This window comes from Rhodococcus sp. NPDC056516, assembly GCF_042794655.1.
Classification (GTDB): Bacteria; Actinomycetota; Actinomycetes; order Mycobacteriales; family Mycobacteriaceae; genus Rhodococcus_F.
Map to the genome: position 1 here is coordinate 385,282 of NZ_JBHTTG010000001.1, position 25,794 is coordinate 411,075.

Annotated in this window: 26 protein-coding genes; 13 read left to right on the forward strand and 13 right to left on the reverse strand. The window is 62.0% G+C overall.

All coding sequences use genetic code 11. From position 1 onward, the window contains the following. Positions 1-91 precede the first annotated feature (91 nt). Positions 92-1,291, forward strand: coding sequence for a DUF4185 domain-containing protein (locus ACFQ6Y_RS01755; protein WP_378628268.1), 1,200 nt, complete (start codon positions 92-94; stop codon positions 1,289-1,291). Positions 1,292-1,313: 22 nt separating this feature from the next. On the opposite strand, the gene ACFQ6Y_RS01760 is transcribed toward ACFQ6Y_RS01755, so the two are convergent. From ACFQ6Y_RS01760 to ACFQ6Y_RS01785, 6 genes are all read right to left on the reverse strand, one after another. Further along, positions 1,314-3,353, reverse strand: a complete 2,040-nt coding sequence (locus tag ACFQ6Y_RS01760; RefSeq protein WP_378628271.1) for a YhgE/Pip family protein — start codon at positions 3,351-3,353, stop codon at positions 1,314-1,316. Between the two features lie 133 nt (positions 3,354-3,486). After that, positions 3,487-4,083 carry an SRPBCC family protein gene (locus tag ACFQ6Y_RS01765; protein WP_260646616.1) on the reverse strand — a complete coding sequence of 199 codons (597 nt, stop codon included), beginning with the start codon at positions 4,081-4,083 and terminating at the stop codon, positions 3,487-3,489. Further along, positions 4,080-4,457, reverse strand: a complete 378-nt coding sequence (locus ACFQ6Y_RS01770) for an ArsR/SmtB family transcription factor (protein ID WP_378628274.1) — start codon at positions 4,455-4,457, stop codon at positions 4,080-4,082. Before ACFQ6Y_RS01770 ends, ACFQ6Y_RS01765 begins: the two co-directional genes overlap by 4 nt. A gap of 61 nt (positions 4,458-4,518) precedes the next feature. Continuing rightward, entirely contained in the window at positions 4,519-5,202 is a 684-nt protein-coding gene (locus tag ACFQ6Y_RS01775; protein WP_378530899.1) for a GntR family transcriptional regulator, read from the reverse strand. Positions 5,203-5,238: 36 nt separating this feature from the next. Further along, complete coding sequence (locus tag ACFQ6Y_RS01780; RefSeq protein WP_378628277.1) at positions 5,239-5,970, reverse strand: aspartate/glutamate racemase family protein; 732 nt, start codon at positions 5,968-5,970, stop codon at positions 5,239-5,241. A gap of 174 nt (positions 5,971-6,144) precedes the next feature. Next, the gene (locus ACFQ6Y_RS01785; RefSeq protein ID WP_378628279.1) at positions 6,145-6,648 is read right to left on the reverse strand and encodes a PASTA domain-containing protein; all 504 of its coding nucleotides are present in this window, start codon (positions 6,646-6,648) and stop codon (positions 6,145-6,147) included. A gap of 132 nt (positions 6,649-6,780) precedes the next feature. On the opposite strand from ACFQ6Y_RS01785, the gene ACFQ6Y_RS01790 reads away from it, so the two are divergent. The 5 genes from ACFQ6Y_RS01790 (at position 6,781) to ACFQ6Y_RS01810 (ending at position 11,921) form a co-directional block, all read left to right on the forward strand. Further along, on the forward strand, positions 6,781-7,485 hold the full coding sequence (locus ACFQ6Y_RS01790; RefSeq protein WP_378628282.1) for a type 1 glutamine amidotransferase: 705 nt from the start codon (positions 6,781-6,783) through the stop codon (positions 7,483-7,485). A 120-nt stretch (positions 7,486-7,605) separates the two neighbouring features. Then, on the forward strand, positions 7,606-8,775 hold the full coding sequence (locus ACFQ6Y_RS01795; RefSeq protein ID WP_378628287.1) for a DUF4185 domain-containing protein: 1,170 nt from the start codon (positions 7,606-7,608) through the stop codon (positions 8,773-8,775). Between the two features lie 22 nt (positions 8,776-8,797). Next, complete coding sequence (locus tag ACFQ6Y_RS01800) at positions 8,798-10,060, forward strand: LuxR C-terminal-related transcriptional regulator (RefSeq protein WP_378628290.1); 1,263 nt, start codon at positions 8,798-8,800, stop codon at positions 10,058-10,060. 149 nt (positions 10,061-10,209) lie between these two features. After that, a complete protein-coding gene (locus ACFQ6Y_RS01805; RefSeq protein WP_378628292.1) occupies positions 10,210-11,298 on the forward strand; it encodes an S-(hydroxymethyl)mycothiol dehydrogenase in 1,089 nt (362 codons plus the stop codon). Further along, positions 11,295-11,921: an MBL fold metallo-hydrolase gene (locus ACFQ6Y_RS01810; RefSeq protein ID WP_378628295.1), complete on the forward strand. Its 627-nt coding sequence runs from the start codon at positions 11,295-11,297 to the stop codon at positions 11,919-11,921. Before ACFQ6Y_RS01805 ends, ACFQ6Y_RS01810 begins: the two co-directional genes overlap by 4 nt. A 49-nt stretch (positions 11,922-11,970) precedes the next feature. Here ACFQ6Y_RS01810 and ACFQ6Y_RS01815 read toward each other — a convergent pair whose 3' ends face one another. Genes ACFQ6Y_RS01815 through ACFQ6Y_RS01835 form a run of 5 tightly spaced genes read right to left on the reverse strand, consistent with a single transcriptional unit; the run spans position 11,971 to position 16,857 of the window. After that, positions 11,971-12,963 (reverse strand): phosphotransferase enzyme family protein, encoded by a 993-nt coding sequence (locus tag ACFQ6Y_RS01815; RefSeq protein ID WP_378628297.1) that lies wholly within the window; start codon positions 12,961-12,963, stop codon positions 11,971-11,973. Positions 12,964-13,008: 45 nt separating this feature from the next. Then, positions 13,009-13,863: a GNAT family N-acetyltransferase gene (locus tag ACFQ6Y_RS01820; RefSeq protein ID WP_378628299.1), complete on the reverse strand. Its 855-nt coding sequence runs from the start codon at positions 13,861-13,863 to the stop codon at positions 13,009-13,011. A 44-nt stretch (positions 13,864-13,907) separates the two neighbouring features. Further along, a complete protein-coding gene (locus tag ACFQ6Y_RS01825; protein WP_378628301.1) occupies positions 13,908-14,990 on the reverse strand; it encodes a PDR/VanB family oxidoreductase in 1,083 nt (360 codons plus the stop codon). A gap of 32 nt (positions 14,991-15,022) precedes the next feature. Then, a complete protein-coding gene (locus ACFQ6Y_RS01830; RefSeq protein ID WP_378542019.1) occupies positions 15,023-15,907 on the reverse strand; it encodes a metal-dependent hydrolase in 885 nt (294 codons plus the stop codon). Further along, entirely contained in the window at positions 15,904-16,857 is a 954-nt protein-coding gene (locus tag ACFQ6Y_RS01835; protein WP_378628304.1) for an alpha/beta fold hydrolase, read from the reverse strand. Before ACFQ6Y_RS01835 ends, ACFQ6Y_RS01830 begins: the two co-directional genes overlap by 4 nt. A gap of 145 nt (positions 16,858-17,002) precedes the next feature. Here ACFQ6Y_RS01835 and ACFQ6Y_RS01840 point away from each other — a divergent pair, with 145 nt between their 5' ends. Further along, positions 17,003-17,599 carry a TetR/AcrR family transcriptional regulator gene (locus tag ACFQ6Y_RS01840; RefSeq protein WP_378530923.1) on the forward strand — a complete coding sequence of 199 codons (597 nt, stop codon included), beginning with the start codon at positions 17,003-17,005 and terminating at the stop codon, positions 17,597-17,599. Between the two features lie 79 nt (positions 17,600-17,678). On the opposite strand, the gene ACFQ6Y_RS01845 is transcribed toward ACFQ6Y_RS01840, so the two are convergent. After that, positions 17,679-18,170 carry an Lrp/AsnC family transcriptional regulator gene (locus ACFQ6Y_RS01845; protein WP_019745679.1) on the reverse strand — a complete coding sequence of 164 codons (492 nt, stop codon included), beginning with the start codon at positions 18,168-18,170 and terminating at the stop codon, positions 17,679-17,681. Between the two features lie 137 nt (positions 18,171-18,307). Between ACFQ6Y_RS01845 and kynB the strand changes: the two genes are divergently transcribed. The 3 genes from kynB to ACFQ6Y_RS01860 are packed head-to-tail and all read left to right on the forward strand — an operon-like array spanning position 18,308 to position 21,787. Next, positions 18,308-19,039, forward strand: a complete 732-nt coding sequence (kynB, locus tag ACFQ6Y_RS01850; RefSeq protein ID WP_378628314.1) for an arylformamidase — start codon at positions 18,308-18,310, stop codon at positions 19,037-19,039. Then, positions 19,036-20,301, forward strand: a complete 1,266-nt coding sequence (gene kynU / locus ACFQ6Y_RS01855; RefSeq protein ID WP_378628317.1) for a kynureninase — start codon at positions 19,036-19,038, stop codon at positions 20,299-20,301. Before kynB ends, kynU begins: the two co-directional genes overlap by 4 nt. Positions 20,302-20,353: 52 nt before the next feature. Next, complete coding sequence (locus ACFQ6Y_RS01860) at positions 20,354-21,787, forward strand: amino acid permease (RefSeq protein WP_378628321.1); 1,434 nt, start codon at positions 20,354-20,356, stop codon at positions 21,785-21,787. Between the two features lie 12 nt (positions 21,788-21,799). Here the strand turns inward: ACFQ6Y_RS01860 and ACFQ6Y_RS01865 are convergent, their stop codons facing one another. Next, positions 21,800-22,486, reverse strand: coding sequence for a dienelactone hydrolase family protein (locus ACFQ6Y_RS01865; protein WP_378628323.1), 687 nt, complete (start codon positions 22,484-22,486; stop codon positions 21,800-21,802). 56 nt (positions 22,487-22,542) lie between these two features. Between ACFQ6Y_RS01865 and ACFQ6Y_RS01870 the strand changes: the two genes are divergently transcribed. The 3 genes from ACFQ6Y_RS01870 to ACFQ6Y_RS01880 all read left to right on the forward strand — a co-directional run bounded on the left by ACFQ6Y_RS01870 (position 22,543) and on the right by ACFQ6Y_RS01880 (position 25,419). Next, positions 22,543-23,487, forward strand: coding sequence for a D-cysteine desulfhydrase family protein (locus tag ACFQ6Y_RS01870; RefSeq protein ID WP_378628327.1), 945 nt, complete (start codon positions 22,543-22,545; stop codon positions 23,485-23,487). Beyond that, positions 23,484-24,341, forward strand: coding sequence for a helix-turn-helix domain-containing protein (locus ACFQ6Y_RS01875; protein WP_378628329.1), 858 nt, complete (start codon positions 23,484-23,486; stop codon positions 24,339-24,341). The genes ACFQ6Y_RS01870 and ACFQ6Y_RS01875 overlap by 4 nt, the downstream gene beginning before the upstream one ends. Before the next feature lie 94 nt (positions 24,342-24,435). Next, positions 24,436-25,419: an ABC transporter substrate-binding protein gene (locus tag ACFQ6Y_RS01880; protein ID WP_378530940.1), complete on the forward strand. Its 984-nt coding sequence runs from the start codon at positions 24,436-24,438 to the stop codon at positions 25,417-25,419. Positions 25,420-25,794 lie beyond the last annotated feature (375 nt).

The following is a 25,794-nucleotide window of genomic DNA, read 5'->3' on the forward strand; positions in this document are numbered from 1 at the left end:
ATTGGGTTATCTGTGACTGCAGTTGCTAGATTGTCCGAGGTTCGGGGGGAACTACGACAACAACACCAACAATCCCGGCCTTGGGGGAGTCATGTTTCGCGCGGGGAGATCGTTGGGGGTGTTCGGGGTGGTCGCTGCGCTTGCAGCTGCTGCCGTCACGGCGGTGGCATCGCCGGCCGCTGCGGCGCCGGGATGCGTCGGTGTGAGTGGTGTCGGTAGTACCGGAGGGCCGGCCAATGCGGCGCCGTGGCTCAACGGCAACACCGGAGGGTTGCCCGGACTGTCCGGTCGTACTGCCGCCATCGAAAAGGTCACCGGGACATATAGTCCCAACAAGACGGTTGATCGCTTCAACGTCCTGGGCACCGACCTCGGCATCATGTGGGACAACGGTGCCGGTCAGATTCTGACCGCTTTCGGTGACACCACCGGGCTCAGCCGCAACCCCGCCTGTGACGGTTTGGTGGGCGAGTGGCGTAGCAATGTGCTTTTCCGCAGTTCGGACCGGGTACTGGCTGACGGGATGCGCATCGACAGTGCGCCGATGGACGGCACCGGTCAGGCTCGCGAGATAATCTCCGGTCTGAAGATTCCGGGCGTCGAGGCTTCCAGTATCCCCACCAGCGGCATCGCCGTGAACGGTGTGCAGTATCTGAGCTACATGTCGGTGCGAAACTGGGGCGAAGCTGGGCAGTGGAGCACCAATTACTCACAGATGGCCACGTCGTCCGACAACGGCGAAACCTGGACCACGCGTCCGGAAACGCTGCGCCCCAACATCGGTGGAGTTCTTCCCGCTGGTGTCGGTCCTGTTGCCGGTAGTGAGAACTTCCAGATGAGCTCGATGGTGAAGGACGGCGGGTTCGTCTACAACTACGGAACGCCCGCGGGACGATCCGGTGAGGTTCGACTTTCTCGCGTCTCCGAGGGATCGATCCTCGATCTTTCCGCCTACGAATACTGGAACGGAAGTGGCTGGATCCGCGCCGATCCCGCTGCGGCCGTACCCGTCATGGACGGCCGCATCGGTGAGGTCTCCGTTCAGTACAACGAGTTTCTCGGCAAGTTCGTCGCGATGTACGCCGACGCGTTCAGTTCGATCGTGATGCGAACCGCTCCCAGTCCGGTTGGTCCGTGGACGGCACCGGAAACATTGGTCAATCTGGTCGAGGTTCCCGGTATCTACGCCGCATACATCCACCCGTGGTCCAGCGGCTCGGATCTGTACTTCCTTGCCACCACGTGGGCCGACTACAACGTCATGTTGATGCGTACGACGCTCGTTCGCTGATCCGACTTACGTTTGCGCCGTCTCACGATTTCGTCGGCTGGAGGTACACGATCTCCTCGGTGATTGGCGCGTCGTCGTCGGCGTCGGTGGGCGGTTCTTGTCGGCGGCGCCACCAGATGGTGAACAGCACGGCTCCGATCACCAAGGCGGCCAGAGCGAGTGCTGCCAGCCAGAATTTCGGGCCGTAGTATCCGACAAGGACCATGCGCATGGCGTTGCGCGCCCACGTCAGTGGCATCAGAGCGTGCAGCCACTGCAGGACCGTCGGCATCTGTTCGATGGGGTATACCGCGCCGAAGGCGAAGATCTGAATCATCAAGGCACCCAAAGCGATGAAGGTTCCGTTGACGGCTCCGAACACAACGGTGAAGAGCCTGCCCGAGCTGACCGCGGCGGCACCTACCAGGATCATCACCGCGATCATCGCGAGGACACTCGGTGGTTCGACGTTTGCCACGGTCAATGACACCACCGACAACACGAGCGCCGCGACCAAGGTGACGAGGGCGGGAATGCGGTAGCGGCGCAGCCCCTCACGCACCACGCTCGTATGCGAGTTCAGCGAACGTCCGCGTCGGGGGCGGACGACGAACCAGGTGAGAATTCCGCACAGGAACAATGCCACCGAAATCACGGCTGGGACCGCTCCCGGTCCGAATCCAGCTGCGGGATAGTTGTTTCGCGCGTCGACGGCAACGGGGGAAGAGAGCAGATTGGCCGTGGTGGCGCGCTCGTCGTCCGTGAATTGCGGTACCTGGGCGGCACCGTCGGACAAACCGGTGGCCAGTTCCGCGCTACCCGCGTCGAGCTCGCCGACGCCGGCCGCGAGCTGACCGAGACCGTCGCGGAGCGCAATACTTCCGGTGTCCAGCTGGCCGAGGCCTGTGGAGAGTTCCTGCGCGCCGGTAGCGAGTTGGCCTGCGCCGTCGGACAGTTGGCCCAGGCCGGTGTTGAGTTCACCTGCGCCTGCCGCCGCTGCGAGCAGGCCACCGCGGTAGTCACTGCTCGGATCAGTGAGTTGCCGCGAGATTTCCCGCGCACCGTCGCGAAGCTGACCGAGCTGACCGATCACGTCGTCGTCCGACGGTTGCGCGGTCAGGGAGGCTCGCAGTCCGCCGAGCGCTTCGACGAGTCCGGCGGCGACCGGATCGGTCGAGTTCCGAAGCATCGACGTGAGGGCGTCGATCTGACCGACGACGGCGTCGGAGGACCCGGCAAGGTCGAGTACCGGGGTGGTGACCATGTCGACCACTTCGCTGATCTGACGAGCTCCAGCGCCGAGTTCGTCTGTTCCCCCGACCAACTGGTTGAGTCCGGCGCTCAGCTCGCCCGAGCCCGCAGCAGCTTCGTTTGCCCCAGCGGCCAGCTCGCCGGCTCCGGCGGCCAACTCCTTGCCGCCCTGATTTGCTTCACCCATACCGGTGGCGAGTTCCTTGCTTCCGGCGTAGAGCTCGTTGGTTCCGGCAAGCGCTTCGGAGGACCCGTCGGAAAGCTGTTGCGCGCCTGCGGCGGCTTCGCCGAATCCTGTTCCGAGTTCACCCAACCCGACCAGCACCTGGTCGATGGACTGCTCACCGATCGACTCGGAGACCGCCGAGCGCACCTGAGCGATGATGCTTTCACCGACCGGGCCGGCGACCAGACTGTTGTAGTCGTTGTACAAGACGTCGAGCTCGGCTTTCCGGCCCGAACCCGATGCGGCACTGGCCACATCCGCGCTGAAAGTCTTCGGAATGACCACGGAGAAGTAGTAGGTGCCGTCGTTGACGCCGTCGGCGGCTTCCTGTTCCGAGACGACCTTCCATGCAACGTCACCGCTCTTGACGAGCGCGGCAACAACCTCGTCTCCGGCTTGGAGACTGGTGCCGTCGAGTTCTGTGCCCGCATCCGCGTTGACGATGGCGACGGGCAAGCGGTTGACCGTGTCGCCCGGATCCCACAGTGCCCACATGTAGAACGCCGCAATCGACAGTGGTGCGATCACGAGGACAGCGAGAACTGTCCGGATGATGTGCGTGCGTCGCGTCGTGGTCGGGTTGTCGACTACGGGTTGTGGCACCATGTGGAGCTCTCTTCTCGTGGACCGAAGCAGTTGTGGCACGAAAGAAAGCCACCAAAACTGCTGGACATACGTCCAGCTCGGTCACGATACAAAGCAAACGGCCATCCTGTGACCGTTTTCGAAGAATTGGGCGTTACCGGCCGCCGTGCTCTTCCTCGATCTTTGCCCACTCCCACCCGCGGAAGTTGGCCAGACGAAGCTCCTCTGCTTCGTCGAAGGTGTACCACTCGGTGCTCGGCGCATCAGGGAGAGTGCCGCGCAGGTATTCGCCCAGGTAGTGAAGCGGGCCTTCCCATCCGGTTCCGACGCCGTAGCAGCCGGTGTCCGGGTCGTTGCGGAACACATCGGCGACGGAGGCGTGCTCCAACTCGAGCCAGGTGGCGTCGGGTCCGTCTGCCGTCAAACGGATCTCGACCTGGTCGCTGTATCCGCGATCGCCGGGTGGGGTCCACTGCAGTCGCAGCAGGTGTGGAGCGTCGCAGGCCAGGATCTCGCCACTCGCCTGGCCTTCGAAAGCGTAAGAGCCGCCCACCTGGAAGTCTCCGCTCACCGGGAGGAAGAAGCGGTTGATGCGGTCAGGGGTTGTGATGGCGTCCCAGACGTCGTCGACCGACGCGTTGTAGCGGCGCTTGAGTACGGCTGTTCGAGCCGAACCTTCGGCGATCTCGCGGTTGCCCATGCTCCGCTCTACCGCGGTGAGGCTGGTGTCCTGGCTCGCGATCTCGGTCATTGTGAGTCCCCTTCTTCGGAAGAATTCGATGGTGAAGATTTGCTCCGTCCGGAGCCGTGTCGTTTCCCGCGTGCGACTTCTGTGGCCAATGCGTCGAGAGGTCCGCTCCAGAACTGCCGGAATCCGTCGAGCCAGTGGTCCACTTCTTGCAGTGGCGCGGGCTCGACGGCATAGAGACGCCTGGTGCCTTCGCTGCGTACGGTGGCGAATCCGTTTTCTCGGAGCACTCGCAAGTGTCCGGACGCGGTCGGTTGGGAGATCCCGAACTCCGCTGCCACGGCTTCTGCGATCTGACCCGCCGAGCGTTCTCCGTTGGACAGGAGTTCCAGGATTCGCCGCCGAACGGGGTCTCCGAGAACGTCGAACGCATGCATCAGTCATTTATATCGGTGATGGCCAATATAGGCAAGCGCCGAACTTACTTTGGAGCGTCGGTCAGTCCGCGAGAGTGAACTCGTCGGCGTCGAAGAGTTCACCGATCAGTCCGCCGAGGTGGCGTCGATGTTCGGCCGACAATGTCGCTGCCGCCTCGGCGTCGTGGTCTGCGCACAGGTCGATCAGCTTGTTGTGATGGTCGACGGAGTCCTGGCTGCCGAGAAGGCTCGAGAACTTGCGGTAGTAGATGCGGTGAATTTGTGGGTGAACTTGGTGGATCAGCTTCTTCAACAGCGGATTTGCCGCAGCATCAATGATGACGCTGTGTAGGCGATCGTCTGCGGTCAGGGCTCGGCCTATGTCGTTTCGCTTGACGGCGGCAGCGAAGTCCTTGTTGGCGGAACGCATTGCCCCGATCATCTCGTCGGTGAGGTTCGGTACTGCGGTGACGACGGCCAGTTGGTCGAGAGCTTCGATGACTGCGAGTGTTGCTTCGACGTCGCCGCGGTCGAGGCTTGTGATGCGTGTGTACGCACCGGGTTTCGCTTCCACGAGTCCGGTGTCGACAAGCCTTGCCAGTGCTTCGCGGACCGGAGTTCTGCTCAAGCCCAGATACTCGGCGAGCTCGCTGTCCTTGATCTTCGATCCCGGGGCCAGTTCACCGGTGACGATCGCTTCGCGAATGCGTTCGAGAGCGATGTCGCTCATTCGTGTTCGCTCAACCGGTTTACCGTCACGCAACATACTGGATATCGTACTCTGCAGGCCGCCCGCCACTGGTCAGCCCGATTGCGCCGTTGAAGCGTCTTTCCGAGCGTTCGCAACGCGCAGGAGCAGAGCGCGGGCGAGAATTGTTGCCGGATCGATGATCTGACAGGTTGTGGCACCGGCAGGGAGTCCGAGTGGAATCTCGGTGCAGCCGGCCACGACTACCTGCGCGCCCGATTCGGCGAGAAGATCGGCGGCCCTGACGAGTTTGTCGGTGGTCTCGAGTCCGACGTTGCCGCTCTTGATGGCCCGGATTGCCGGCATCACCAATTCATCCTGGATCGCTGATCCGGGCACCAGGACGTCGATCGAGTATTCGGACAGCCATTGTTGATACAACCCGGTGCGGACCGTTCCTGTGGTGGCCAAGAGTCCGACGGACGTCACGGCGGGTGAGAGCGTCCGGATGTGCCGAGCGACTTCGTCGATCATGTGGACTACGGGAAGTCCCAGTTGGGACGAGATGGCGGGCAGGAAGGCGTGGGCGGTATTGCATGGGATGGCGAGCGTCGTTGCGCCCGACTCTCGGAGAACGCGCGCACCGCGGATCAGCCACGGAGTGGGGTCCGGGCCGTTCTCGGTGAGTGCCAATGTCCGGTCGGGAACGGTGGGATCGGCCCAGATGACAACTTTGGGGTGCTCCTGATCCGTCGAACCTGGTGTCAGCGCAACGAGTTTGGAGTAGAAGTCGGCAGTAGCGGCGGGCCCCATGCCTCCGAGTATTCCGATGACGGGGTCGCTCATGGCCGGCGGAGAGTGGGCGCTCTGCCGTCTTCGTTGCACCTTCATGTTGCAATCCAACCTTTCGCATCCAATATATTGGATACTCGTAATGTTGACTACAGTGAAGGAGGTCGGAGGTAGTTGTCAAGTAGGGCGCAGTGTTCCCGGAATTGCGAAGTTCGAGAACTCAGCCGATCAGCAGGGGTTCGGTTCGCCGATTTTCACGGCCGAGAGCACGGCTTCTATTTCCCCGAAAGGGCTTCCGGCAGAGGGTGTCTGATCGACGACAATCCAGTTGGAATCGACCAGCTGGCGTCGACCCGCTCCAGTTGCGTCAGCGCTTCTCGAGAAGAAGACTCCGGCCGACTGAATGGTGTCCTGCGCATCTTGAAGATTCATGCACACGACGTTGGGCATGATCGCGGGAGCTGCAGCGGGCGTCACTTCCGCGGCGGCTGGGGTCGTGACCAGTGGAGAATTCGTCGTAACGGCCGCCGAGGTGGTCGATGTTGCCTGAGTCGTCGTGGGTTGAGTTGTCGAGGTCGCGGTGGTGGTCGCGGTGGATCTTGATTCAGCCTTGCTGTCGGTGCTTGTTCCCGAGCATGCGGCAAGTGACGCCAAGGCGAATGCGCTGAGTGCGATGCGAACGGCAACTGGGGACGGGCGAATCGATGTCGAAAAGAGGTGTGGTGCGCGCACAGACGTTCCTTGTCGGTAAATGGTTGAGGAAATGGGGAGATTCGAGCGCAGAGCACATCACACGCCGCCGATGTGCCTTATGTCGAATAGAACCATAGGCTTTCGGCACCGGATTCGAGAGGAATTGCCTACATGCATTTTCTGGAACTACGACACGCGCAGTGCGAGCCCCCAGCGGCGTATTCGCCTGTCCTGGAGAGCTACGGAGACGTGGAGACCGTGCTTCTGGGCACCGACCCGCTTCCGGCACATCGACGGTTCGACGCCGTGATCGTGATGGGTGGGCCGATGGGCGTCGGCGATCAGGGCGAGGTCGAGTGGTTGGCATCCGAGATCGAATACATTCGCGATCTGGTCGAGAACGACGTCCCGGTGTGGGGAGTGTGCCTGGGTTCGCAGTTGCTCGCCGCGGCGCTGGGTGCTCGCGTCTACACGGGAGCGGTACCCGAAGTCGGAGTTGAGGACATCACCTTGACTGCCGAGGGGTACGAAGATCCGGTCTGGGGTGGCCTGCCTTCCACATTCCCTGCGATGCAATGGCATTCGGATACCTTCGACATTCCGGACGGTGCGGTACGGCTCGCTGGTTCAGCCAAGTATCCGAATCAACTCTTCCGATACAAGCAGAGTTACGCCGTTCAGTTTCACCTCGAAGCGTCCTCCGCGGTGGCGCGCGAATGGATGGAACTGGCCGAGTACCGCGATTCGCTGCATGCTTCGTTGGGAGTGGACGGTCCGCGCATCTTTATGGAGCAGTTGGGTGGTGCCGAGTCGCAGGGGCTCGAGATTGCCGCAGCCGTGATGGAGAAATGGTTGAAATCCATCTCCACGAAATAGGCCCGTTTTGTCTAGATTGACCGATTTACCTGTTACCTTGTGTTCTCGTGGGTGGATAAACCGATCCGGTCGAGCAACACACCTCGTAGAGTCCGGAGCTCCCCCCGCGAAAGGGGAGCGATGCGCCGGATTCGGAAGATATCGACAGCAGCAGTGACGTGTGTACTCGCGTCGACCGCGGTCTTGGGGGCGACCCAAGCGCATGCATCCCCGTGGGATTGCAACGTCACCGGCAGCTTGGATCAAACAGGCGGGCCGACCAATCCGATTCCCTGGCTCAATGGAACGGACGGGAAACTTCCGGAACTGCAGGGGCGCACCTCGGCGGTCGAGTACATCACGGGAGCGCTCAGCCCCAACCAAACCGTCGAGCGGTTCAACGTCCTCGGTACGGATCTCGGCATCATGTGGGACAACGGTGCAGGTCAGGTCCTGACAGCTTTCGGTGACACCGTCGGTATCGGATCTGATCCTCTGTGCTCCGGGGTGGTCGGCGACTGGCGCAGCAACGTCCTGTTCCGTAGCTCGGACGGAAATTTGTCCGACGGCATGAACATCGACTCCTCACCGACCGACCGGCCGAATCACTCACGCGAGATCATCGGAAGTCTGAAAGTCACCGGCGTCGAAACCAGCAGCATTCCGACGACGGGTATCTCCGTGGGCGGCGTTCAATACGTCAACTACATGTCGATTCGGTCGTGGGGTGGGTCGGGCGAGTGGGTCACCAACTTCTCGCAGATCGCGTCCTCGCACGACAACGGTGAGACCTGGCAGATCGAACCGGCCTCGTCCCGGCCGAATCTGCCGTTGACGGGTAACGACAACTTCCAGATGGGCTCCTTTGTCAAAGACGATGGTTACGTCTACAACTTCGGTACCCCAGCTGGACGTTTCGGCGAGGGACGACTCTCGCGGGTGAAGGAAGCCTCCATCGCGGACGTCGCGGCGTACGAATACTGGGACGGAAAGGCGTGGGTCCCCAACAATCCCGCTGCCGCGGCGGTAGTTCTCGACGGGGATGTCAGCGAACTGTCGGTGCAGTACAACAACTATCTCGGCAAGTTCGTCGCGATGTACTCCAACGAGTGGGGAGCGCTGGTGCTGCGGACGGCCTCGGACCTGACCGGACCGTGGAGCGCACCGGACGTCGTGATCGGCACCGACGAGGTTCCGGGCCTCTACGGCGCGTACATGCACCCCTGGTCGCAGGGGCAGGACCTCTACTTTCTCGCTACCACGTGGTCCGACTACAACGTGATGCTCATGAAGACCACGCTGCACCAGTGAACCGGATGGTTATCGTTGAACGGTGAGCACCACCGACAATGCGCTACTGATCACCGCCCTTCGAGACGTGTTGGTGGGACCGCTACCCGAAATCGGCCGACGATTTTCGACGCTGATCGCGGATATGGCGCCGCACACCTCCCTGGTGATCTTCACCCGAGAGTGCACCGGTAGGCCGCGCAAGGTGGCCGGGGATCCGGCCGTCGTCGATCGTGTGACCATCGCCGAACTCGACCGTATCCGTACGGATCTCACTGTCGGACAGATCTTTCGGGGGAAGTCTGCCATTGCCGGCCGCGAGCGTGAAGTGCTCGCGATGCTCGATCGAACAGACACCCTCCTCGTGCTGACGCCGCACCCCGGACCGGTGAAGGCGGCATCCCTCGAATTGATCCAGGCACTGTTCGCGGTGACTGCAACCGGAATTCAGCTCCAGGTGCGGAACGCGAGCCCGGCATACCTGGCCGAGTCGCGGGCAGCGTCGTCCGAGCGAGCACGCACCGTCGCAGAGATGACCGAGGTGCATGCGGCCACTCTCGAGACGATGCTGGCAACGCTACGCTCGGCGGATCTCGACGACACGCGTGCTCGAACCTCGGCCAGGGAAACTGCGGCCTCGGCCCTGATCGGCCTGCGTTCAGCCGTCGACGTGCACCGCGAGTTGGCCGAAGAGTCGACCACCACGGCTTTTGCGCGGATGCGTGGGGAATTGCGTTCGCTGCTCAAGCATCGGGAAATCGCGTTGGAGTTGGTGGAGCCACCCGTCGACGGTCGCGGTCTGCCCGGCGAAGTGGCGCACGGCGCCCGAGCAGTGGTTCGCGGCGCGGTCTTGGCTTTGTCGGATCAGCGGACGCTCTCGCGTATCCGGGTGGCCTGGACGCTCGACGCGGCCTCACTCTCGATCGACATTCGCGACGACGGCGGCGGTGAAGCCGACGTGATCGATGTGGAACGTCAATTACGTTCTCGGGTAGAGACTTTGGGTGGAACCGTCGAGTCCGAGTCGACGCCTGGGTGGGGGAACCGGATCAGCGCAACCATCCCGCTCGACGCCCCCGTCGCCCTACCGAATCGCGACGTCCTCGCAGAACTGGCACCGCGGGAGTTCGAGGTACTCGAGCATCTGGTGGCCGGACGGCGCAACAAGGCGATCTCGGAGCGACTCGGTGTCAGTGAGAGCACAGTCAAGTTTCATGTTGCCGGGGTCCTGCGGAAATTGGGCGTCGAGAGTCGGGGCGCGGCCGCCGCCGCGGGCGCCGAGGCCGGCGTGAAGCCCGCGCCCTAGTCCTTTCGGCCAGGTCGGTCAGTCAGTTCGGCCAGGGTTGCGGGCACCTGCTTCGGGCTAACCTTTCAACGAGTGCACATATCGCAATGTGAAAACACGGCGTCATGTGACGACACGTCCTCAAATCGCACGAAGCCAGGAGCAAAGCCATGCCACAGCAGGTACGCGGCGTCATCGCCCGATCCAAGGGTGCCCCCGTCGAAATCGTCGCCATCACGATTCCCGATCCCGGGGCCAACGAGGTAGTGATCGCCATTGCAGCGTGCGGTGTGTGCCACACCGATCTGACCTACCGCGACGGCGGAATCAACGACGAGTACCCGTTCCTGCTCGGGCACGAGGCGTCGGGCATCGTCGAGAGTGTCGGACCCGGTGTCACTCATGTCGAGGTGGGCGACTTCGTCGTGCTCAACTGGCGTGCCGTGTGCGGGCAGTGTCGCGCGTGTAAGCGTGGCCGCCCGCAGTACTGCTTCGACACGTTCAACGCCGAGCAGAAGATGACGCTCGAAGACGGCACGGAACTGACGCCGGCACTCGGCATCGGCGCATTCGCAGACAAGACGCTGGTTCACGAAGGCCAGTGCACCAAGGTCGACGCCTCGGCCGATCCGGCTGTCGTCGGACTGCTCGGTTGCGGCGTCATGGCCGGCATGGGCGCCGCGATGAACACCGGCAACGTCGGACGCGGTGATTCGGTTGCCGTGATCGGTTGCGGCGGCGTCGGCGACGCAGCGATCATGGGTTCACGCCTGGCCGGTGCCAACACCATCATCGCGATCGACCGCGATCCCCGAAAGCTGGAGTGGGCCACAGAACTTGGTGCCACGCACACGATCAATGCCACCGAGGTCGACGACGTCGTCGAGGCGGTCCAGGAGCTGACCGGAGGTTTCGGTGCCGACGTGGTTGTCGACGCAGTCGGCCGTCCCGAGACGTGGAAGCAGGCGTTCTACGCCCGCGACCTCGCGGGAACCGTAGTGCTGGTGGGAGTTCCGACGCCGGACATGAAGCTGGAAATGCCTCTGGTGGACTTCTTCTCGCGCGGCGGAGCCCTCAAGTCGTCGTGGTACGGCGATTGCCTGCCCGAGCGTGACTTCCCCGTTCTGGTCGACCTGTACCAGCAGGGGCGTCTGCCGCTCGAGAAGTTCGTCAGCGAGCGCATCAAGCTCGACGAGGTGGAGAAGGCCTTCGAGACGATGCACCGCGGCGAGGTCCTTCGTTCGGTGGTGGTCCTGTGACATTGCGTGTGGATCGTGTAGCCACCTCGGGCACGTTCAGTCTCGACGGCGGAACGTGGGACGTCGACAACAACATCTGGCTGATCGGTGACGACAACGAAGTGGTAATTGTCGACGCAGCCCACACCGCGCAGCCGATCATCGACGCTGTCGGTGGACGCAAGGTGATCGGAATCGTCTGCACCCACGGTCACAACGATCACGTCACGGTTGCGCCGGAGCTGGCCGAGAAGCTCGACGCTCCGATCTACCTGAACCCGGCCGACGATGTGCTCTGGGAGATGACTCACCCCGGGGTGAAGCATCTGAGCTTGGAAGATGATCAGCGTATTGCTTTGGCGGGCACGGACATTCTGGCCATCCACACGCCCGGCCATTCGCCGGGGTCGACGTGCCTCTACCTGCCGGAGGCCGGCGAACTGTTCAGCGGCGACACCTTGTTCTCCGGTGGTCCCGGGGCAACCGGGCGGTCGTACTCCGATTTCCCGACCATCATCGGGTCCATTCGCGACAAGCTGTTCGCGCTCCCCGCCGAGACCAAGGTTCACACCGGTCACGGCGACGGCACGACGATCGGTACCGAGGCGCCGCATCTCGAAGAATGGATTCGCGCCGGATCCTGATGTGATCAGAAGCGAAGTGGGGACGCCGGTATCGGTGTCCCCACTTTCGTTACAACGCGGAGGCCCAACCGGCGGTGTCGTTCTCACCCGGGATTGCCATCAGGCCGTGCCACAGCTCGAGGATCTCGAACCATTCCGACTCGGATCGGCTGAGAGGTCGGACGGATTCGTAGCCGGCACGCAGGCTCTGCCGTACCGCGACCGGTGTCGGTCGCCAATCGGTGAACAGGGTGCCCAGATAGACGCTTGCCTTGGCCAGGTCGCTCACCCGATGGTCGATCACCACGTCGTCGAAGTCGAGTACTCCGGTGGTCTGAGAGTTTCGAGTCAAGATGTTGGCTGCGCGGAAGTCGTTGTGTACCAGTTGAGTTCGGTCATCGAGTTCGGACGCCCGCTCCAGGAGGTTCGTGAGCTTACGTGACGCCTCAGGCGCAAACCCGCGGTTGAAATTCTCCAGCCAGCCACCGATGCGCTCCTTCAACCCGGTAGTGCGCGACGAGAACACCGACCCGTCGACGTGGGTGGCACCGAGCGCTCGGTGTATCTCTGCCAGACAGGCCCCGGCCGACCGGACCGCCGAGTGGTCCTGCACGTCCAACCAATCTCCCGCCAACTCCGGCAGTACGGTGAATGACACTGCGCACGATGGGCCTTCCAGTTTTTCCCGGACCAGCAGTTTTTCCCGGACCAGCAGTGTTTCCCTGTCCAATCCGTTCAGGGACGTGATCGGCGACGGAACGGGTATACCCACCTCAGCGAGTGCGCTCAGCAGGCGCGTCGATGCCTCCAGGTTCGCGAAGCGCTCTGTGGCTCGCGACCACTTCACCACCAGCCCACCTCGGTCGCTCGCAACCCACACAATCGCGTTCTGGTCACTGATCGCCATTCGGGAGCACTCGAGGGCCGTCAATCCCCAAGTCTGCTCGAGTACCGCCGAGACCCAACGGGTGGCTGCGCCAAAGCCGTTGAATCCGAATCGCTCTTCCAGCGCAGCTTCCGGCTCCACCGTTTCCCAGAGCATGGACAACCCCAGCGGCAACATACTTCGACCTTAGTTGGTGATCTCCGCTGATTGCGGACGATCTCCTCACGCCTTGCGGGAGCTCCTCGACGACCCGGCTGTGCCGATTCCCGAACGTATGCGCACGGTTCGCACGATCTCGTCGAACAGCAAGGGGATCGGGTCGAATGCCACGATGAGCATGATCGCGTCTTTCGGGCCGAGGGAGGCCTGCATCCAGCTGTCGACGGAGTCTTGATCTGACGTGGGCCGTTCGGTCCAAAGCCCGTTCTCGGTGTGTTCGTAGGCATTTTCGATGATCAAAGTGTTCGGGTCGAGTCGGTCGAGCTGACCGAGGTACGCTGCTGCGTCCTTCGCGATTCGCTGGACACGATCGGGAATTTCGGTGGAGATCGGTGACGGATATGCCTTGTCGAGTCCACCTGCGCCTGCCGACCACGCGCCGTAGACGATGGGGTTGGCTGTACGCATGACCGCATACAGTCTGCGCGGCGCCGATTCAACGATTGCGCTACGCAACAGTTCTCGCCAAATTGCGCTCGAGAGACCTGACCCTTGGTAGTTCGGGTGCACTCCCGCCGAGTTGGCATAGAAGCATGACCGTCCGCCGAATTCTCGTTGATTGCTTGCGACCCAGGCTGCGGGAGTACCACTCGCATCGAGCACGACGACCAGACCCTTGAGGTCATCAAGTTTGGCATCGGAGAGCCAGTCGCTCCAGAACTCCGGGGCAGTTCCGGTGAATGTTTCGACCGCAACCGGAACGAAGTCTCTGCGAAGGATTTCCCGGCCGCCGGGCGACAATTGTTTGGCCACGTTTGTCCAATGCAGGCCGGTGAAGCCGGGGCGAACTGCGAATCTCTTGGCGCCGGAGGCTAATTCCGGCGGGCAAAGTGGTGTGACGGAATCGGACGTCGACATGGTTGGTCAGCCTCTCACACTGGGCTTGGATTGATCACTCGCGGTTACAGTTCGATGGTGAGTTGGGCGGAGTTGGCTCGATCGGTGCAGACGAGCATGGTGTCTGGTTCGTCGAGGAACGCTGATCGTCCTCGGCGGTCGACCTCTCCGCTGATGACCCGTACTCGGCACGTGCCGCAGAATCCCTGCTGACACGAGAACCTCACATCGGCCCTTGCGGTTCTTATTGCAGCGAGCGCAGACTGGTCCGCGGCGACGTCAATCGAATCCGTGCTGTGCGCAAATCGGATCTCGAAGGGCTTTCCCCCGACAACAGGTGCGGGGATGAATCTCTCGAAATGCAGACCGGCGGAGCCTGTTCGGTCGAATTCGGCTCGAATGTCGGTCAGGAGGGCCGGCGGGCCACAGAAATAGACGGACGTAGCTGGGCCGGCGTGTGTAAGCAGTTCTGCGGCCGGGCGGCGCGGGCCGGTGAGGATCCGGACCCGGTTGGAGTCCAATTCGCTGATCTCGCCCAGAAACGGCATGGACCGGGTGTCCCGGCCGAGGTAGGTCAGATGCCAATCGACATACGACGACGCCGCGGCACGCACCATGGGCAGAATCGCGGTGATACCGATGCCTGCGGCGATGAAGGTGACTCGGGAGATGTCTGCTCGTGCCAGGTGCGGGTACGCGAAGGGAAACGCGTTTCGAGGGCCGCCTCCGGTGAGTGCGGTACCCGTAGTCACTCGATCGTGAATCTCGGTCGATCCTCCTCCGCCGTCAGCGATCCGGCGGACCGCGATCCGGTAACTACGCGTATCGGTGTGATCGCCGCAGAGCGAGTACTGCCTGATCGTTCCCGAAGGGAGCGTCAGATCGATGTGTGCGCCCGGGTACCACCGCGGCAGGATGGTCCCGTCTGCGGATTCCAGACGCAGGCTCCGCACTCCGTCGGCCTCGAGGTTCGTCTCTGTCACGACGAGGCTCAGTGTCCGGTCGACTGGGGTGGGTTCGATGATGCGCACCCGGCTGGTCACGGCGGAGTATCCGCGGATCAGGGACTGCAGGCCGGACATCAGTCGGTCAGGTTTGTGTGGTCGGCGCAGGGACGCAGGTACGGGTGGGGGACTGAATCGGGTCATTCGCGTACTCCAGATCGGGCGGTGTGCGTTACTCAGGCGGCGGCGCGAGCTGCCGGTGACGAGGCGAGGTAGGCAACTGCTTGGCTGGTCGAGCCGTACCGCGACGGGTGGTAGCCGGGGCGGAAGTACTCGAAGAACATCCGTGTCAGGCTCCACGGACTTGGCATCAGGCCCTTCTTCATCGCCAGGCGAACATCGCGGAGCTTGATCCGCCGGGTGTTTCCGCCGAGCGCAGGATCCACTGACATCATGTAGCGAATGCCCCGCACCCAGAGAATGACGAGCATCGGTGCAGCGATTATCCAAGTACGTACTCTTCGCAGGTAGCCGCCGTCGAGGTGGGTGAAGAGGTCGAACGCCACATGGCGGTGTTCGACTTCCTCGGCCAGGTGCCAGCGGAACAGATCGAGGACTTTCGGGTCGAGGGTTTTGTCCCAGCCTCGGGCGTTGAGCCCCCAATCCCCGAGGTAGGAAGTGAAGTGTTCGAGGGCGGCGACGAGAGCGACACGTTCGAGGAGCCAAGACTGGGCTTTGCGTCCGGTGAGATCACGGTCGCCTAGAAGGCGGCGGAACATCCACCGGATCTGCTCGACGAACGGTTCGGTGTCGAGTCCCTCGCCATTGAGATACTCGAGCAGCGATTGGTGTGCCGAGGAATGTGTCGCTTCCTGGCCGATGAACCCGATCACGTCCGCGCGAACGGCGTCGTCCTTGATCAGGGGCAGTGCTTGTTGGAAGACGTCGACGAAGAACACTTCGCCCTCGGGCAGGAGCATGTTCATCCCGTTTGCCAGGTGCGTAGCGAACGGATTGGCGTCGAAGTAGTGCATCGGCAGCCCGGTCCAGTCCCAGGACACGTTTCGGGCTGCGAGGGCGACCTTGTCTGCGTCTTTGTCGACGTCGGTGTGTGCGCTCATCGTGGTTCTCCGTTCGATTCGGTGGTTTCTTCTGCGTGCTCCCGGGCGAAGGACCGCACGAGATCGGCAACGACTGTCGGGTTGAACAGAGGTATCCAGTGACCGCCGTCGACGGAGTGAACCCGTGAATCGGCTGCCCAGCGACCGATGTCGACTTGGCTTGCGGGAGTGATGAAGATGTCCCGACGGGGAGCAAGAACCTGTACGGGCAGATCAGTGGTGCGCTGTTGCGGGCGAAGCAGGCGCGGAAGCAAGTTTGCGGTGTAGATCCGGAGGGCGCTGCGATTCTCGCGAGCGCGGTGCGCCGAGACCGGGGCGGAACGCGCTGCCGACTCGGAGCTCGAAGTTTCGAAAAGCGAGGCCAGAGTGATTGTTCTGTCGACCAGGCCTAGCCGGCACGCCAGCGGTGCAATCCACGGGAGCTGGAAGAAACCCATGTACAGTGGCGACTTCCACTGTCCCAGAATGTCTTTCCAGCCGGCGGGTCCCGCTGCGAGGCGTGACCGTATCCAATAGGGAACGTGATCGAGGCAAGGTCCGGAGATCGAGGTCAGCGACGCGAAGTGGTGCCTCTGTGCTGAAGCGGTGGCGGCATGCCAGGCCTGCACAGAACCCCAATCGTGCCCGACCAGATGCACCGGACGCCCGGGCGAGACCTCGTCGAGTACCCGACCGATGTCGTCTGCCAACTGGTCGAGTCGATAGTCCCTGATCCGGTTCGGGTGCCCGGACGCTCCCGAACCTCGCACGTCGAAAGTCACCACACGCATCGTCGACGCGAGTTCGCTGGTCACTCCGTCCCAGACCTCGTGGTCATCGGGAAATCCGTGCACGCACAGAACTGTCGGCCCACTCGGGTTCCCCCGCTCGAACACTGCCAGTCGTACCCCGTCCGAGGCTTCGACGAACCGTGTCGCCACGCGAGGAAAAGGTTGGTTCAAGGCTGTCATGTGAAGTCCTTCGTGGATGTGACGGCGGGGTGTACCCGAGCGCCTCGGCCATGTATATGTGAATGGCAGTAACGTATTCTGGATAAGATAGTAGACTGATCGTGCTACCGCAAGGGTCGGTCGCTGAACCCGAGGATGGATACTCATGACACCGAGTCCGCGAGAAACACCGAGTCCGCGAGAACGGCTCATCGCAGGCACGATCGCCCTCGTGCGGGAACGCGGCGTTGCCGGTACGGGAATCACCGACTTGCTGGCTCGGAGCGATACCGCTCGGCGCTCGGTTTATCAGAACTTCCCGAGGGGGAAGGCACAGCTCGTCGAGGAGTCCACGCGGGTGGCCGGGCAGCTGATGAGTTCGATCATCGCGGAATTCACCGCGACGGACGGTCCTGTCGAGAGTCTTGTCGCCTTCGTTCAGATGTGGAAGGACACACTGGAAGCCAGTGATTTCACCGCCGGATGCCCGATCGTCGCTGCGGCACTGGGTGGCACCGAGGCTCCCTTGGCGCCGGCAGTTGCCGCGGAGGTATTCGACGATTGGATGAACCTGCTTGCCGCGCAGCTCGAGCGCGCGGGGGTAGGTGAGTCCGTGGCCCGATCACTTGCCGCGACGACGGTGTGCGCGATAGAGGGCGCCGCGGTCCTCGCCATCTCGTCGCGATCGGTGCGTCCGTTGGATCAGGTTGCCGTGCATCTCGCCGAGCTCGTATCTCTACATCTGGGCGAGCTTCGCTCGTAGAGCGTTCGAGAATCGTTAGACGGGGTGTTCCTCGGCCACCCTTGTTTCAATCTTGCTGTCGTTCAATCGCCCCTGTTGTTCAATCGCCCTGTCGTAGTTCGCTGAAGATCAGGTTGGTCTGTGTGTTGGCGATGGCCGGATCGTTGAGGTGCGCGCTGACGAAATCGCGAAGCCGAGTAGGGGATTCGCACGACACGTGCACCAGAAGATCACGGTCCCCACTCATCAGGAACACTCGCTGAACGGAATCCAGTCCGCTCAGGTGCTCGGCAATTTCCGTCATCCGACTCCTGGCGTGGGAGTGAATCAGAATCGACACCATCGCCGAGATCTCGAGGCCGAGTAGCTCGAGGTCTATGTCTGCGTGAAACCCCTTGATGACGCCCGATTCGCGTAGAGCGCGCATCCGCGCCAGGGCGGTCGACGGCGCTATCCCGACCTTCTCGGCGAGCGCATTGTTGGGGATGCGTGCATCCCGGACGAGTTCGCGGAGAATCGCCGTATCGACGTCGTCGAGCCGAACATGATTCGGCCGCGCCGCGGCAGCTGCCCGTTCGATCGCATTTATCATCCGATTTCTCCCTGTCGTCGCGAAAATATTCAGCAACTATTGACCGCGCCCGTCGATGATTCTAGCTTTTGCCAAACACATCGAATTATCAAACGGTCGAGATCGGCACAGTCGACTGTTGCGACGAAGGGGTCTGGATGCTTCCGAGGATCGGCCGACACACGGGCGACGGACACGCGGGCGACTGGGTGGCACGGTTGATCGACATCAGCCCGACGATCTCCGAATCGACGCCCGTGTGGCCAGGCGATACCGCCTTCACCCGCGCTGTCACGTCAGACCTCGGCGGCAGCGACGCCGTCACGATCAACCGAATCACCACCACTCCGCATATCGGTGCTCACGCCGATGCGCCGGCGCACACCCGCATCGACGGCGCGACTATCGGTTCTGTTCCCCTCGAGCCCTATCTCGGCGAGGCTCTGGTGGTCGACATGACGGGGGTCGACGGTGCCGCCTGCGTCAGGCCCGTCGAAGAGACGGTGGAGCGACTCGGCGGCCATCTGCCGCAACGGCTGATCCTGAGGACGTACCGGAAGTACCCGCGCGAGTGGGACAACGACTTCGCCGGCGTTTCTCCGGAGCTGACGCACTGGTTCGCCGACCGCGGTGGCGTTCTGATCGGAATCGACGGCGCCTCGTTCGATCCGATGGACAGCAAGACCATGGACGGGCACCACGCGGCAAGCGATCGTGGCGTCGCGATCCTCGAAGGACTCTGCCTCGACGACGTCGACGAAGGCTACTACGAGTTGATCGCCCTGCCGCTGAAGTTCCTCGACCTCGATGCCAGCCCGGTACGCGCAGTGCTCCGGACTCTGCCTTCATCACTTTCAACGCCGACACATGCAGGAGAAGAATCGTCATGACATCGACAACCACCCTTTCGTTGGAAGACTGCGTCAAGGCCGACGCAGTGGATCCCTTGAGGGAGTTCCGCCGCGAGTTCGCGATTCCAGAGGGCGTCCTCTACTTCGACGGAAACTCGCTCGGCGCGCGTCCCATTGCTGCACAGGAATACGCCGCGAGAGTGATCGGCGGCGAGTGGGGCAACGGCTTGGTTCGCAGTTGGAACGAGGCTGGATGGTTCGACCTCCCGATCCGCCTCGGTGACAAACTTGCCCCGTTGCTGGGAGCAGGTGAAGGCGAAGTGGTAGTAACGGATTCGACGTCGATCAACCTGTTCAAGGCATTGGCCTCCGCACTGTCCATCGCGGCTGCGCAGGATCCCAGCCGGAAGGTAATCGTCTCCGAGCGAGACAATTTCCCCACTGACCTCTACATTGCGGAGGGCATCATCTCGCTGCTCGATCAGGGATACGAACTACGCCTGATCGACCAACCGGGCGACCTCACCGAAGCAGTAGGACCGGACACCGCCGTAGTGATGTTGTCGCACGTCAACTACCGCACCGGAAACCTGTATGCGATGACGGAAGTCACTGCAGCAGTGCAGGAGCGTGGCGCGCTCATGATCTGGGATCTCGCACACTCGGCTGGCGCCGTCGCTGTCGACCTGGGCGGCGCCGACGCCGACTTCGCGGTCGGGTGCACGTACAAGTATCTCAATGGTGGTCCCGGCTCGCCCGCATTCATCTGGGTCAACCGTCGTCATCAGAACACCGGAATCCAGCCACTGTCCGGGTGGTGGGGGCACGCGCGACCGTTTGCGATGGAGTCGGCCTACGAACCCGGCGCAGGAATACGGCGCTTTCTGAGTGGTACTCAACCCATCACGTCGTTGTCGCTTGTCGAATGTGGTCTCGACGTCGCGCTCAAAGCTGACATGGCCGACATCCGGAGCAAGTCGCTCGCGCTGGCCGATCTCTTCATCGACCTCGTCGAGGAGCGTTGCGCTGCCTACGGTTTGGAGTTGATCACGCCACGCGAACATGAGCGTCGTGGATCGCACGTGAGTTTTGTTCATCCCGAGGGTTATTCGATCATGAAGGCTCTCATCGCGCGGGGCGTCATCGGCGACTACCGCGAACCAGGAGTGTTGAGGTTCGGTATCACTCCGCTCTATCTCGGCTACGCCGACGTGTGGAACGCCGTCGACGTGTTGCGAGACATCCTCGAGAACAAGTCCTGGGATCGCCCCGAATTCCGCGAGCGCGACGCAGTCACCTGATTCTTCCAAGTTTCCGCGGACCGGGAGGTACCGCCTTTCGCAAGGAGCTTTCATGAGTGATTTCAAAAACATTCAGCAGCGAGAATCAGGTCTCAAACGCGAACTCGGCCCCAAGCAGATGAGCATGATCGCGCTCGGCGGTGCAATCGGCACCGGACTCTTCCTCGGCAGTAAGTTCGCCATCGGATTTGCCGGCCCGAGCGTCATCATCAGTTACGCGATCGGTGGGTTGATCGCCCTGCTGCTGATGGGTGCTCTCGCCGAAATGACCGTCGCACATGCGACATCGGGTTCGTTCGGTGCGTACGCAGAGTTCTACGTCGGACCGTTGATCGGCTTCCTCGTTCGCTATCTCTACTGGTCGTGCATCGTCCTCGCTGTCGGTACCGAGGTCACCGCTATCGGTGAATACATGCAGTTCTGGTTCGCCGACGTACCGTCGTGGCTGTGGATCGTGTTGTTCTCCGGAGTGCTGATCGGGGTGAACATGTTCAACGTCAAGGCTTTCGGAACGATGGAGTACTGGTTCTCGACGATCAAGGTCTTCGCGATCGTGGCGTTCATCGTGATGGCAGCGTATGTCGTGTTCGGTAGTGGAAATCCTGACTATGGATTCCACAATTACACGTCGGGTGGCGGATTCTTCCCGAATGGTTTGTCCGGCATGTGGTTTGCCGTGATCGTATCGATCTTCAGCTACTTGAGCATCGAGATGATCGCCATTGCAGCCGGTGAGGCGGAAAACCCGGCAGTGGCGGTGAAGAAAGCATTCCGTGTGACGATCGTTCGGCTGTTCGTCTTTTACATTGCAACGCTTGCCTTGATACTGGCAATCGCTCCGATGGACAAGATCTTGAGCGGCGGAAGCCCTTTCGTCACGGTGATGCAGGTCGTGAAGATTCCGGGCGCAGACAGCGTGCTGAACTTCGTGGTGATCATTGCCGCACTGTCCGCGATGAACAGTCAGTTGTACGTGTCTTCGCGCATGATGTTCTCGCTCTCACGCGCCGGTGACGCACCGGCAATTCTCGGCAAAGTCCGAGCCAACGGCTCACCGGTCAACGCCTTGTTGCTGTCGACGTCGGGTATCGCCGTCGCGACAATTGTCTACGTGCTCTTTCCCGAGCAGGCATTCACCTTGATGATTTCGTTGTCGATGTTCGGGGCTATGGCGACGTGGCTACTGATCTTCGTGACGCACTGGTTCTTTCGCAAGCGGATGAAAGAGGACGGAACAAAGCTCTCCTTTACGATCCCGTTCCTTCCCGTGGGGACAATCCTCGGCGGTGCCCTCATGGTCGCGATTCTGATCACCACGTTGTGGGTCGACGATTTCAAGATGACGCTGGTGTTCGGAGTTCCGTTTGTCCTGGCCGTGATCGGCATCTACTACTTCACTCGATCGCGTCGGGCGCAGAGTCGAGCAATAGATGCCGACCAGATTCAGGACGAGGTCACGGGGACCGTCGTCAAGCGAGTTCCCTGACTCATCTTGGAATCACAGGGTTTCGGCGAAGAACTCCATAGTGCGGGTCCACGCGAGGGCAGCAGAATCTGGGGCATAGTGGCTGGCCGAAGTGTCGTTGTTGAACGCGTGGCCGGCATCGGCATAGCGGTACACCTGGGCGAGGTCGGAGGCAGTTGCGCGCAATTGTTCGACGCTCTCGGGTGGGATGCTCGGATCCAGGTCGCCGTAGTGGCCGAGCCATGGGACCTGCAGTTGCGTAGCGAGTTCGGTGCCTGCCGCAATCCCATTCCATCGGGCTTCTGCAACGCCGCCACCGTAGTAGGTAACGGCAGAATCGACGAGGGGCACCGCGGCGCACCACAGTGACGCGGTGCCGCCCATGCAGAATCCGAGGGAGCCGACCTTGTCTGCTCCCTCGGATCGGCTGTAGTCGACAGCGGCACGTACGTCGTGGCCGATGCTTGTGCTGTCGAGTGCCATGAGCGCGTCCTTGGCGGACGGAAAGTCGGTGAAGGACGTCTGCGCGCCGCGGTGGAAGAGGTGCGGAGCCACGGCAAGGTAGCCGGCATCGGCGAGACGCTCGAGGATGCTCTCGATGTGCTTGTTCACGCCCCACGCCTCTTGGAGAACCACCACCGCATGCTTCGGCTCACCTGGCGAATCCGGTCGGCTGACGGTCAGCGGCACGTCGTGTGTGGTCGTCGTGAAAGTTCCCATATCCAGACTGTAAGCGAGACCAGACTGTAGATGGACCGTCGAACTAGACTCGTCAAATGTTCAGTTCCGCCGTACAACCGATCAGCTTGGGCAGTTGGCCGACGCCCGTCGAACCTTTGGCGCGTTGCGCGCAGGCACTCGGATTGGGGCCGGAAGATCTGTGGATCAAACGTGACGACGTCACCGGCCTGGGCGGCGGCGGCAACAAGATCAGAAAATTGCAGTACACCTGCGCTCAGGCTTTGGCCGTCGGCGCGACGACACTGATCACTACCGGTGCACCGCAAAGCAATCACGCTCGGTTGACTGCTTCGGCAGCAGCTCGGTTGGGATTGCGTTGTGTCCTGGTACTCGGTGGTGCCGAGCCGGAATCCGTGCAGGGCAATCTCATTCTGGATGCACTCGCAGGCGCTGAGATCGTCTGGGCAGGTGGGGACACGGCATCCGCGGTCGACGCCGCGGCGGAGGCTGTCGGTGACTCGGGCGGTGTTCCTTTTGTCATTCCCTTCGGTGGTACCAGCGCGGTGGCCGCGCAGGGATACGTGGACTGCGCACGCGAGATCGAGCAGCAACTCTTCGGCGTCGATCGCGTCGTCGTTGCACTCGGATCGGGCGGAACGATGGCCGGCCTTGTCGCGCATCTCGGCGTCGACAGAGTTGTCGGCGTCGATGTCGGGGCCGTTGCCGACCCGGTGTCGACTGTCGCTGGGTTATTGGACGAGATGCCTGGTCCGACCGTGCGCGCCGAGGAACTTCAGATCCTGCGAAACCAAGTTGGCCAAGGCTATTCGACGCTCACGGAAGCGTCAGCCGGCGCGATCCGATACTTGGCGCGTACGGAGGGCATCTTCCTCGACCCGACGTACACCGGCCGAGCCTTTGCGGGATTGATCCAACTCGCGGAGGACAAAGCCATCACGACGGGATCGAAAACGGTCTTCCTGCACACCGGTGGGTTACCTGGCCTGTTCGGACATCCCGAACTGTCGACGCTGCGGTGAGCGAGCAGATCGACTACCCGCTCAGCAGTCCGCTCGACGAACTGTCCGAGTGGCAACGCGTCGTTCGACCGCTGCGCGTCAGTGCCGACGGGTACCTGCGGTTGGCGACCAATCGGCTGGCCGTCGACTCCGACTACACCTGGGAGATGCACCGCCACAGCGATCACGAATTGCTGTGGGCGATCGACGGTGTTCTCGAGGTCCGTACTCCGGAGACTGTGTACACGGTGCCCAGCGGGGTCAGTCTGTGGATCCCGTCTTTTGTTCCCCACGAGGTGACAGCGCGCAGCGGTACCGAATTGTCGTGCACGTGGTTGGTGGCATCCGACGTGACGGGGTTGGATCGTGTGGTGGCCTTGTCCACCCCGCCGCTGCTCGAACAGGTACTCGATCACCTCACCCGAGACGACTTGACGGATGCGGAGCGTCGGCGAGCCGAGGCGTTTGCCGTCGACCTCGTCGAACCCGTTCCGCGACTGATTTTCGATGTACCGCTGCCGACGACGCCGTGGCTTCGGAAGATCGCAGATCAGTTGGTTGCCAGCCCGGCCGACACCCGATCGGTCGAGGAGTGGGCCACCGACGCGAAGGTCAGTACGAGGACTCTCACCCGAAGGTTTCCGGCCGAGACCGGATTGACCTTCTCGGAATGGCGTATGCGGCTGCGGGCTCATCACGCGATGCAACTTCTGGCGCTCGGTCGAAGCATCTCGTTTGTGGCGCGGAAGACAGGTTTTCGTTCCGAAAGCGCGTTCGGCGCGGCATTCCGTCGAACGATGGGCGTGACTCCGGGCGAGTTTGCAAGCCTGATCGATCATCCGTGCGCGCCAATGACCGATTGGCTACAGGACTAGTCCGAACAGCGACTCAAGGGGCCTCGATCGGACTTGTGTAGCGCCGCAGAATCAACTTAGGGTTGGCTAAACAATCACCCTGTAGGAGTTCTGCGTGCGCGCAATTCGATCATTTTCTGTCGGTTCCAGAGTCATCGCAGCGGCGGCAGCGGCCGTCGTCGGTGCGATGGTGATGACCGGCTGTTCCTCGTCGTCGGCCGATTCCGAGCAGACGGACGTCCGGACCGTCGCGTCGGCGTACGGGGACATCGAGGTTCCGGTTTCACCCGAGCGCGTCGTCGCCGCGTCGTACGACACTCCCTGGCAGCTCATGTCCCTCGGAGTGAAACCAGCTGCTGTGCAGGACTACGGCAAGTGGATCAGTGAATTCACGCCGGAGCAACAGGCCTTCGTCGACGGGCTCCCGACCATCGGGCCTTTCGGGGAAATGAACTTCGAAGCGATCGCTGCGGCAGATCCCGACGTCATTGTCGGCGACGCCGACGAGGTGGACCAAGCGGCGTTCGACCGTCTGTCCGGCATTGCACCCACCGTCATCGTCAAGGGAGAGAGCCGAGGCGACTGGAAAACGATCACCGCCGAGCTCGCTGAGGCAATTGGTAAGACCGACGTGCTCGAGTCGACGCGGACTGCCTACGAAGAGAATCTCGAACGTGTCCGCGGCGAGTACGCCGACGTGATCGCGAACAACAAGTGGATTCACATCTCACTCGGAGACGCCCCCGGCACATTCTCGGTCCAGCAACCCACCGGTGCGATCGGCAATTTGGTCGTCAACGAACTCGGGTTGGCGTACGGGCCTGGTGTACCGACCAATTACACCGACGCCGGATACGAGTCGTATCCGATGGAGCAGCTGGCCGACATCATGAACGGAGTGACGGTCGTGCTGTATCCGCTGAATGCGGACGGATCGACCAGTGCGGCGGTTCAGGCGGTCCTCGACGACAACCTCTTCACAAGGCTGCCGGCGGCGCAGGCCGGGCATGTTTTCGGATTGCAGTCGAGCGTCACCGACTTCGTGACCGCGAACGGTTGGCTGAACGAAGTGACAACGAAGGTGTTCGCAAGGCTCTGACGCTTGCTTACCTTTTGACTGCGCGCCCGCAACTGACCAGTTGAGGGCGCGCAGTCTTTTTGGTCGCCACTACGAGCGGAAATCCTGTCCTCTGCTTATGATTTCTGTCACTGCTGGTTACCGTTACTTCTACGAGGGCGACGCGGTTCGACCTTGCCTTGGCAGGGATCTCCGATCCTCGGCGACGCGCGGAGGTGGTCGCCATCCCCGCAGATCGATGGGGTATTTTGTCCGTATCCACTGTCGGGGTGAACAGTGATGTGCGGGGAGTTTTCATTGAATGCGCGTGCTCTCGCCATGTTTCGTGCAGGGCGCTCTGGATTTCGGGACCATACCCGTCCGGACATTAGTTCTGGTTTGCTGAGCGTGAACGGT